Genomic DNA, 9064 nt, shown 5'->3' on the forward strand with positions numbered 1-9064 from the left:
GGTACGCCTAGCTAGCTCACGCACCGTCTGCTGACGTCACGCACCGCTTGCTGCCTCTCGGCACGCCTACCTCTCGGATCGGTTGCTACCGTGCTGGCGTAGCGTGCTGGCGGCGTCTCAGCGTCCCCGCGTCCCCCATCCCCGCGTCCCCGCGTCCCCCATCCCCGCGTCCCCGCGTCCCCGCGTCCCCCCTCCCCGTGTCTCCCCATCCCCGCATTCCCGCATCCCCCCATCTACAACCCACAAAAAAACCGGACCCCTCGAAAGAGATCCGGCCGTTCTTCTGTCGAATAGTGGCTTTGTTTAGCGAAGGCCAGCCAGTTCCTGCAGTTTGTGCCAGTTTGCCAGCCGATCTTCCTGAGAGGTCAACAACGTTTCCGAGGGGTTACCCTCCTTGTCGAACTGCCTGGCAAAACGTCCCTCAGTGCGGGCAAAGGTGATAAAGTCGATCACCTCGCCGGTCTTGGGGACCGTGTACCAGTCATCCTTAAGGCCAGGATTGCCCTTGAGGCTCAACCGTTCCCGGATCATATCGCCATTGCGCGGGTCATAGACCAGCAACGGGAAGGCCCGGGAGTCGACAGCCAGCTTTGCCTGCTGCCCGCTCAGATCATCGGCGACGCCGTGCTCGGGCTGACAGGTAGTGTATACTACCACCACAGCCGGTCCCGGGAAGGTATTGGCATCCATCACCGATCGGTAGAAGTGATTGACGTGGGCCGCAGTGGTCTGCGCCACGTAGGTGTTGGGATGCATCATGGCAATGCGGCTGATTTCCTTGCGGAACTCCTGCTTACCGGCGATCTCCTTGCCATGCATGGACATCTTGGCGCTCTGGCCGTGGAAACTGGAGGTACTCGTCTGGCCACCCGTATTGGAGTAAACCTGGGTATCCAGGATGAATACCTTGACATCCATGCCACTGGAGAGCAGGCGGCTCAACGCCTGGAAGCCGATGTCGTACATTGCGCCATCGCCGCCCAATACCCAAAGCCGCTTCTCTTCCCAACCACGCTGGTTCCAGGCCGCCCGTACGCCCATGGCCATGGTGGCCGCGTTTTCGAACAGCGAGTTGGTCCAGGGTACCAGGTAGGGATTGTAAGGGTAAGTCGATCCGTAAACGGTGTTACAGCCTGTGGCAGCTACCAGACCGATGTTCTCCTTGCCAAACTGGAAACCGGTGGCAGCCAACAGCATGCGCAACGCAGTAGCTTCTCCACAGCCGGCACACGAGCCAGCGCCGCCGACAAAAAGCAAGCTCCTTTCCGCCAGCATCATGTCTGCGGGAATGCGCTCCTGGATATACCTTTCCGGTGTCTCTGGCAACATCCTGAAGAAGTTGATTGACTTCTGGTAGACAGGAACGGTCTCGTCCTCTTTCTGGATCATTTCCAGGGCATTGTAACCCAGGTCGGCACAGACCTGGACACACTCGGCGCAGCCCTTGCACTTGGTCGGATCGATGAAGATACCGAATTGGCCACCAACCTCCCCTTTTTTGGCATAGCGGGTGTAGTACTTGGTGGTTTCGGCAAACTGGCCTGCCATGAAGGCGCGCTCGTCACTATCCGGGATGGCCTTGAGCTGTTCTTTCAGAACGGTTTCTTCGACAACCTTGCCGAGAATGGCCGTATCAGGGCACTCGGTGACGCAGGTCATACATCCAACACAGTTCTGGTTATTGAACAAAGGAATCTCAGGCGCCAGATAGCTGAAGTCACGGTAGGCGGCTGTACCAATCGGAATCAGGCTTCGGGCTGTGTCAATGTCGGCATCCAACTGGCTGGGAGCCGTGCCATCTTGATAACCATCCAGCACACGGCCGAAAAAATCGCCAATATCGACATAATCCTCGCCCAGGCCACCATTTTGTCCTTTGGCGATATCACGAATTTCATACGTATCAGTAGTAATACCCATTCTGGAAACTCCTAGGCAAACAGGGTGATGTTTTCAAACAGGTTCTCTGGCATTTCTATCTCGAGGTCCTGGGCGATGACTTCGGGCGGGATTTCGAACACCTCGTCGTAGCCTCGCCGCACGCAGGTCAGGTTGTCCTGGACGACCTGTTCGCCCCGCTTGCCAAAGTACTTGCGAATACTCTTTTCAGCGCCTTGCATGATCTCTTCGCGGCTGAGACCCTTTTTTTCGGCAAATGGTGTGGCGCTCAGGAAGATGCCCAGCAACACGATGCCCTGCATTCGAACCTCAAGAGCGGGTTCGCTGGCTACCTCGCGGGCGATCTTGGCTGCATCCAGGGCCAGTATCCGCGCGTTCTTCTCTCGCAGGATATCCTTTGCGTAGGCCGGCACGCGAGCCCAAACTTCCTCCGGGGTAGTCTGAGCGCTCTGAATGAAGACGGTACCGCCCTCGACGAGACCACTCAGCGGGTTGCCGGTGAGAAAGGCGCTTTCGTTGTTGAGCGGGATGAAGTCGACCTTGTTCAACTCGCTGTGCATGCGAATGCGATCGTCAGCCAGCGTAAGATAGTAGGTGGTCGGCAGTCCCTTCTTTTCCGAACCGTACTTGGGATAGGCCTGGGCGTCCACATCGAACAAGTCGCCGCTGATGGTAGCAATGACTTTGTTGGTGGTTACGGAGCCGAAGCCACCAACGGAGTGGCCGCGCATGCTAAAGGCGCCAGGAGGCCGCACATCGGGGTCTGTGCCGTCGGCGATGGCCAGCGGATGCTTGATTCCCAGCACGAAGTAACGCTGGTCCTCTTGGTTATTCATGTGGTTGAACGTTGCCACGAAGTCACCAGCTCTCACATCCCGGCTGCCGAGACCGGCTGAGCCGGAATAGATGACAGGGATACGATCGATTGCTGTGTAGCCTTCTGCGCCGGTCAGTGCATCGGCGAAGGCAGCTTTGACCTCAACGGTCAAAGGATTGCTCTGGCCCATGGGATTGTCCATCCGTTCGACGACGGCGAAGGCCTTGACCCGCTGCAGCGCCTCAACCAACTGCGGTCCCGGGAAGGGACGGAAACTGGTGACGTGGATAACGCCTGCCTTGATTCCTTCGTTCTCTCGCAAGTAGTCGACCGTGGCCTCGCATGTTTCGATCATGCTACCCAAACCGACAACAGCATATTCGGCATCTTCCATGCGGTAGGTATCGAGCAGGTCATAACGCCGGCCGGTCTGGCGATAGTACTCATCCATGGCTTCGACCACAGCCGCCTGGACCTTGTCGTAGTAGGCGCGCTGGGCGATTTTCCCCTTCATGTAGCTGTCCTGGTTCTGAACCACTCCGCTCATGATCGGATTGTGGGGATCCATCAGGTTTTCCAACTTATCGCGCGAGTCGCCAATGTACAGCTTCATCAGTTCTTTTTCCGGAAGACGCACGCTTTCGATGGTATGAGTGGTGAGAAAACCATCCTGGCAGTTCAGGAAGGGTGTGGAGCCGTTTTCCGCAGCTCGACGGGCGATCAGCGCCAGATCGCCAGCGGACTGGGCGTTTTTGGCGAACAGGATGCCCCAACCTACGTCGCTGACGGCCATGACGTCATCATGACCTGCATGGACATTTAAGCTGTGGCTGGTCAAGGCGCGCGCACCGATGTTGAAAACAACTGGCAGGCGCTTACCGGAGATGGTGAAGAGCACCTCTTTCATCAGCACCAATCCCTGGCCGCTGGTGAAGTTAGTGACGCGCCCACCCGCCAGGGCAAAGCCCTCTGCCGCTGAGGCTGAGCTGTGTTCACTTTCAGGTTCGATAAAGGCCAGCGATCTTCCCCAAAGATTGCGCTGCCCGTTGGCCACGGCCACCTGATAGCCCACACCCATCTCGGTTGACGAGGTGATGGGATAGGCGCAAGAGCCATCGGTGATATGGGTTTCGACCCAGACAACCGTGCCTGTTCCATCCGACGTGGTTTCAATCCCAGGGAAGGGATAGCTTTCTTGTTTTCCGTTTTGACTCATGCAGTTCTCTCCTTGTCTCGAAGCCGGGTAACAGCAGGGTGCTGATTGCGAGCAATGTTAAACCACAGTTGCGCGAAACCCCCAGCAACCCTTCGGCTCAAACACAATAATACTGTGACAGGATGGGATGGTCAGTGAGGATGCCTCCAAGTGTAACCTGCTACTGCCCGTTCTGGCGACAAGATAGAATACCACCGCCTGCGTGCCTTGTCAAAGCAGGAGGGGCGACGCGGGGAGGGGGAGACACGGTGTGGGGGGACGCGTCGACACTCTGTCATTCTGATGTCAATATGTCAATATGCCAGGATACTGAACATGTCGAGATGCGGAATCGTGACATTCTGACATTCTGACATCTATTCTATGGGGCCTGGTCGCTATACTGCAGGGTGCCGCCAGGATAATCCAGGCTGAGCAAGGATCCCTGGATGGCGTAGCTGGTGACCGAGCCCAGGTTATCGAGATAGCCGGCCTCCTGCACCATGACCTCCTCGGGGCAGGTCTTCTTGGACGACGCCAGGCCACTGATGGTGATCTCTCCGCTGGCCATGCCTGCGGCGGAAAGCTCGTAAGTGCCCGAATAGTCGTTGCAGCCGGCGTTGCCGCTCACGAGACCACGATCGAACTGCGCCGTAATATCGGTGCCTGGCACGGCTGTCGAAAGATACCAGGACACCTCCTCCAGAGTCTGATGGATGGTGATCCGGCTGTCGGTTGTGTCGCTCAGGCCATTGTCGTCGATTACAGTCAAGGTAACGGTGAATTGGCCAGGTTTGTTGTAGCTGGTCGTCACAGTTACTTCGCGGCTGCCCTGTTTGGTCTGGCCGTTGCCCAGGTCCCAGGAGTAACCGCTGATCTCACTGCTGCCCGCCTGGGAACTGGCTGCGCTGAAGATCACTTCCTGCCCAACGATCCCTTCCGAGGGGCCCTCGATCACAGCAGTTGGTGGCGTTTGAGCCGTTTGTTCGATGGTAATCTGGGCCCTGGCGGTGTCTGATAGACCAGCACTGTCGGTGACCATCAACGTGACGCTGAATTCGCCAGGTTGGCTGTAGGTGTGATCGACCACTGCACCGTTGCCTGAGGCCCCGTCGCCAAAATCCCAGGTGTAGCCGACGATGGCATTGCCCGAGGTCGAACCTTTGCCGTCGAAGGTCACCCTCTCGCCTACCTCGGCCTGGGACGGCGCCATAATGACTGCCGTGGGTCCCTCAGGTGTTGGCTCCGGATCCCGGATCTCGATCTGGACCCGCGCACTTCCAGACAAGCCTTGTTGGTCGGTCACCGTCAGGGTGATGATGTAGGTGCCTGCCCGGGAGTATGAATGGTTGACAACCACCCCTCGGGCGCCGGTGCCGTCGCCAAACTGCCAGACGAAATCGACAAGGGGGCTTGAACCTGTCGACGCGCTGCCATCGAAGACAAGTTCCTGGCCGACCACGGCCTGAGTGGGGCCGTTGATAACGGCGATCGGCGGGTCGTCAGGTTCCGGTGTTGGCACGGGGGTAGCGGTAGGCGCGTTGGTCGGCGCGGGAGTTGCCGTGGGCACGGTTTCTGCATTGTCGTCGCCCAGAAATCCGAAGCCCAGGTTGAAGACCAGGGAAAGGCAGAGACAGGCTGCCGCCAGCACCAAGGCACCGGCCAGGATACCGATCGTCTGTTTATGGCTTTCGGTTTTGCTTTCCGAGGCAGAGGTCGCCTCGAACTGGGTTTCCGAATCGTCTTCCTCGGTCGGGATCAGTAGATCGTTTTCGCCCATCGTAAGGTTACTCCTTTTTTCATCCTACTGTTTTAGCGTGTTCAGTTCGAAACCCACCGTTTCTGACAAGCCAGCTCTTTCCAGAGTCTTTCCATCCAGATTGGAATCAGCTTCGACCAGGAACTCGGCGCGGTATAATCGCTTCATCTCGCCGACGGTCTCATCCTCTTGTCCTGATGGCAGTAATCTAATCCCGACGAAGATAAGAAAGAGAATCCCGACAATTGCCGCTGGCAGACCGATTTTGGTTGGGGCAAAGATCGTGACCGGTGCCACATCCAGCCCATGCGTTGCGATCGAGTCGGCCACCATGCCGGCAATGATCAGATTCGTCGAAGTTCCAATTAAAGTGGAAGCGCCGCCGAGGATGGAAGCGAAGCTCATAGGCATTAGCAGCCTGGAGACTGCCAGTCCAGTGGTTCGGCTCAGGTCGCGAATGACCGGTATCATCATGGCAACCAGTGGCGTGTTGTTGAGGAAGGCACTACCGACAGCCACTGGCGGTAGGATTTTGATCTGGGCAGCCCGGAGCGATTTGGGCAGGCCGATCAATTTTTCCGCAATCAGAGTGATCGCGCCGGTGGCGTACATACCAGCCGCCACGGGGAAAAGAGCAGCTACGGTAATGACGCCCCGGTTGGAGAAACCTTTTAGCAGAGCATTTTCCTCTGCCAGTCCCAGCGTCATGCACGCCGCCAGGGTGTCCATGAAGACCAGCCAGGCGGGAAATCGATCCCAGATCAGCAGGACGAACATGACAGCCAGAACGCCCAGCACAATCCAGGCTTCAGTTGTCATGGATAACTCCTTCATCGGAAAGTCAAAAGGATCCCGCGGCCGGCCCATAACCCACCGTGTGAAACCAGCCTCGGAAATACCCGCTCCGTCCGCTCGGGACCAGGCGTGAGCAGGACGTCTGAACCGAGATTAAATTATAGCATACTGTTTTGCGGCATGCCAGAAGAAGTTCTCCCGCGGGGCACTTGACATTCGCTGAGGTCTGTGTAATCTGGTTGTGACTGTTCGGGTGTCATTGCGACGCCATGGCAGCAGCCGATGCGGGAGGTAGCAGACGATGCGTGACGCCGGCAGGCGGTGCGTGAGGCAGGTAGCGTGACCTACGCATCTTCCCAATTATCTGCGCCAGACCAGGCAAGCGGGAGTCCATCGACATCGCGTGCCACAATTGGTCGTTCTGGCGTGAGTTCGAGCGAGAGTCCAGGAGTTCACACTCTGGTTCCCCGCCTTCGCGGGCCCCTCCGGGTGCACGCGAGGATGACACAAGGTTGGTCCGGAAATCGCGAGTTTCTAAGCAGGAGATCAGTTTGAGTCTATCCACAACTGTACCAGACAATGGCGCCCGGTTGGGTATCCCGACCAGATTGTATGATGCCTATATCTTCGATCTCGACGGCACTGTTTACCTGGGCGAATCGCTGCTGCCGACGGCCGGCGAGACGATCGAAGCTTTGCGGCGGCTCGGCCGGCGAACGGTCTTCTTGTCCAATAACCCAACCGAGACACGAGACACCTATGCCCGAAAGCTGACCCGGCTTGGTTTAGCGACGCCGGCCGGGGATGTGATCAACTCGTCGTTGGTGATGGCGCAGTTCCTGGGTCGCACCATGCCGGGGGCACGCCTGTTCGTGGTCGGCGAGCAACCGTTGCTGGATGTGCTGAGCGAGGCCGGCTTCGAGATGAGCGACGACCCGCGTCAGATAGATGCGGTGATTGCCAGCTTTGATCGCACCTTTGCATACAGCAAGCTGCAGACCGCGTTTGACGCCATTCGCGCCGGCGCAAAGTTTTTTGCCACCAACGGAGATCGTTACTGCCCTGTGCCAGGTGGCGGCCAGCCCGACGCTGCGGCGGTTATCGCTGCCATCGAGGCGTGCACCGACACGACGATCGAGGCCATCGTGGGCAAGCCTTCGAAGCACATGGCGCAGGCCATTCTTGATCTGGTTGACCTGCCGCCAGATCGCTGCCTGATGATCGGCGATCGGCTGGAAACAGATGTGCTCATGGGCTTGGATTCCGGCATGGATGCCGCGCTGACGCTGACCGGCGCAACATCCGCTGAGCAGGCGGCGGCGTCCGAGATACGGCCTACTTATGTTATTCGACAATTGAGCGATTTGGTGAGGTTATGATGTCACGATGACATTCTGACATATTGACATATCGACATACTAACCATGAAACACACGAGCGGCCTGCGCCTATGGTGTTGCTGGCGTCTGTCTAGCCCAGCACAAAATCGATCCGATCGCACACTTTGCCGTTGATCTTCGGCTCGACAGCATGGGCGCCTGGATAGTAGCGCCGCGTCGTGACCGGTTTGAAGCTGTGCCGTTTGGTGATGTGAATCACTTCGCCCGGTCCGATGGTGCGCTTCGCCAGCTTAAACACCTTGGCAGTTTGCTTGCCATTGGCCCGCATCAGGTGTACCACATAGTCGATCATCAGATTCTGAGGCGCACCGCTCAAAGATTCGATGTCGAAGCTGATAGTCACTGTGCCACCCATGGCGACAGCTGGCGGTTCAACCGCCACGTTTCCCACGGCGATGGCGGGTTGACTGGGGTATCCCAACAGTTCGAGGGCTTCGGGTCGACCCTGCTTGAGCAGGGTTCGCGGCCCATGGCGAGTGATCCACCTTATCTCGTCGGCGTCGTGGGCCTGCCAGTCGTCCAGCCCATATACCTCCACGTAGTCGGGGAATACCATCTTTTCAAAGCCATAGTCTCCCAAAAGGGGAAGTGCGTCCTGGAGGATCGCCAGGGCAGCCGGGTAGTCCTCCGGCAGGAAGCGCTGCAGAACAATGGTGATCTGGCGCATTCGCCCTTTGAGTTCCAGCGCCTCCCAGGTATCGTCGAAGACGCCTGTCAGGAATGCCTCACCGTCAAAGCCGGCATAAACCTCCTCAAAAGCGCCTGCCATGGCTGCTACCGACTGGCGGTTGTACATGTTTTTCAGGGCTGTATCGCTCATAGTCTGTTATCAACCGACAAATTGGCGGAGGAATCGTCTGACAATTAGCGCGCCTCTTCGGTCAAATCCTGGCGGTGCAGCGGGAACACGTCCAGGACCACCACGGCCTCCAACGTAGTGGGTAGCTCGGTTCCGGGGGGAATGGTCAGGGCAACCGCCGTCAGATTGCCCTCACTATCCGACTCTGCCGTCAGATTGGCGAGGTAATCAAGATTGACCGCCTCGGTCCGGGCTGAATCGATTAGCAGAATAGCGGGCCGGTGTTGATCCAGCGGGTAAGTGCTTCCCTCTGTCAACTCAAGCCTGGCTACCACCTTTCCTTCGGTGTTCCCAGCCGGTGCAGTGAAGTCAACTGAAGCAACCGCGATGCCATCGGGGC

At 57.9% G+C, this 9064-nt stretch carries 7 protein-coding genes; 1 reads left to right on the plus strand and 6 read right to left on the minus strand.

Features of this window, described 5'->3' with window-relative positions; translation table 11 throughout:
* Positions 1 to 303: 303 nt before the first annotated feature.
* The 4 genes from U9R25_17085 to U9R25_17100 all read right to left on the minus strand — a co-directional run bounded on the left by U9R25_17085 (position 304) and on the right by U9R25_17100 (position 6489).
* Positions 304 to 1920 carry a thiamine pyrophosphate-dependent enzyme gene (locus U9R25_17085; protein MEA3337613.1) on the minus strand — a complete coding sequence of 539 codons (1617 nt, stop codon included), beginning with the start codon at positions 1918 to 1920 and terminating at the stop codon, positions 304 to 306.
* A gap of 11 nt (positions 1921 to 1931) precedes the next feature.
* The gene (locus tag U9R25_17090) at positions 1932 to 3932 is read right to left on the minus strand and encodes a 2-oxoacid:acceptor oxidoreductase family protein (GenBank protein ID MEA3337614.1); all 2001 of its coding nucleotides are present in this window, start codon (positions 3930 to 3932) and stop codon (positions 1932 to 1934) included.
* Between the two features lie 361 nt (positions 3933 to 4293).
* The gene (locus U9R25_17095; GenBank protein ID MEA3337615.1) at positions 4294 to 5691 is read right to left on the minus strand and encodes a PKD domain-containing protein; all 1398 of its coding nucleotides are present in this window, start codon (positions 5689 to 5691) and stop codon (positions 4294 to 4296) included.
* 24 nt (positions 5692 to 5715) lie between these two features.
* Positions 5716 to 6489 (minus strand): SLC13 family permease, encoded by a 774-nt coding sequence (locus tag U9R25_17100; GenBank protein ID MEA3337616.1) that lies wholly within the window; start codon positions 6487 to 6489, stop codon positions 5716 to 5718.
* A gap of 527 nt (positions 6490 to 7016) precedes the next feature.
* On the opposite strand from U9R25_17100, the gene U9R25_17105 reads away from it, so the two are divergent.
* Positions 7017 to 7844: an HAD-IIA family hydrolase gene (locus U9R25_17105; protein MEA3337617.1), complete on the plus strand. Its 828-nt coding sequence runs from the start codon at positions 7017 to 7019 to the stop codon at positions 7842 to 7844.
* Between the two features lie 91 nt (positions 7845 to 7935).
* Here U9R25_17105 and U9R25_17110 read toward each other — a convergent pair whose 3' ends face one another.
* Together U9R25_17110 and U9R25_17115 are read right to left on the minus strand one after the other, a co-directional pair.
* Entirely contained in the window at positions 7936 to 8685 is a 750-nt protein-coding gene (locus U9R25_17110) for a hypothetical protein (protein ID MEA3337618.1), read from the minus strand.
* Between the two features lie 44 nt (positions 8686 to 8729).
* The coding region (locus U9R25_17115) for a hypothetical protein (GenBank protein MEA3337619.1) at positions 8730 to 9064 on the minus strand (335 nt) is incomplete at its 5' end.

Source organism: Chloroflexota bacterium (assembly GCA_034717495.1).
Taxonomy (GTDB): domain Bacteria; phylum Chloroflexota; class Anaerolineae; order JAAEKA01; family JAAEKA01; genus JAYELL01.

Bases quoted from the DNA above. Each gene is read 5' to 3' on its own strand.
- U9R25_17095 (MEA3337615.1), bottom strand. From the start codon at position 5,691: ATGGGCGAAAACGATCTACTGATCCCGACCGAGGAAGACGATTCGGAA.
- U9R25_17110 (MEA3337618.1), bottom strand. From the start codon at position 8,685: ATGAGCGATACAGCCCTGAAAAACATGTACAACCGCCAGTCGGTAGCA.
- U9R25_17085 (MEA3337613.1), bottom strand. From the start codon at position 1,920: ATGGGTATTACTACTGATACGTATGAAATTCGTGATATCGCCAAAGGA.
- U9R25_17100 (MEA3337616.1), bottom strand. From the start codon at position 6,489: ATGACAACTGAAGCCTGGATTGTGCTGGGCGTTCTGGCTGTCATGTTC.
- U9R25_17090 (MEA3337614.1), bottom strand. From the start codon at position 3,932: ATGAGTCAAAACGGAAAACAAGAAAGCTATCCCTTCCCTGGGATTGAA.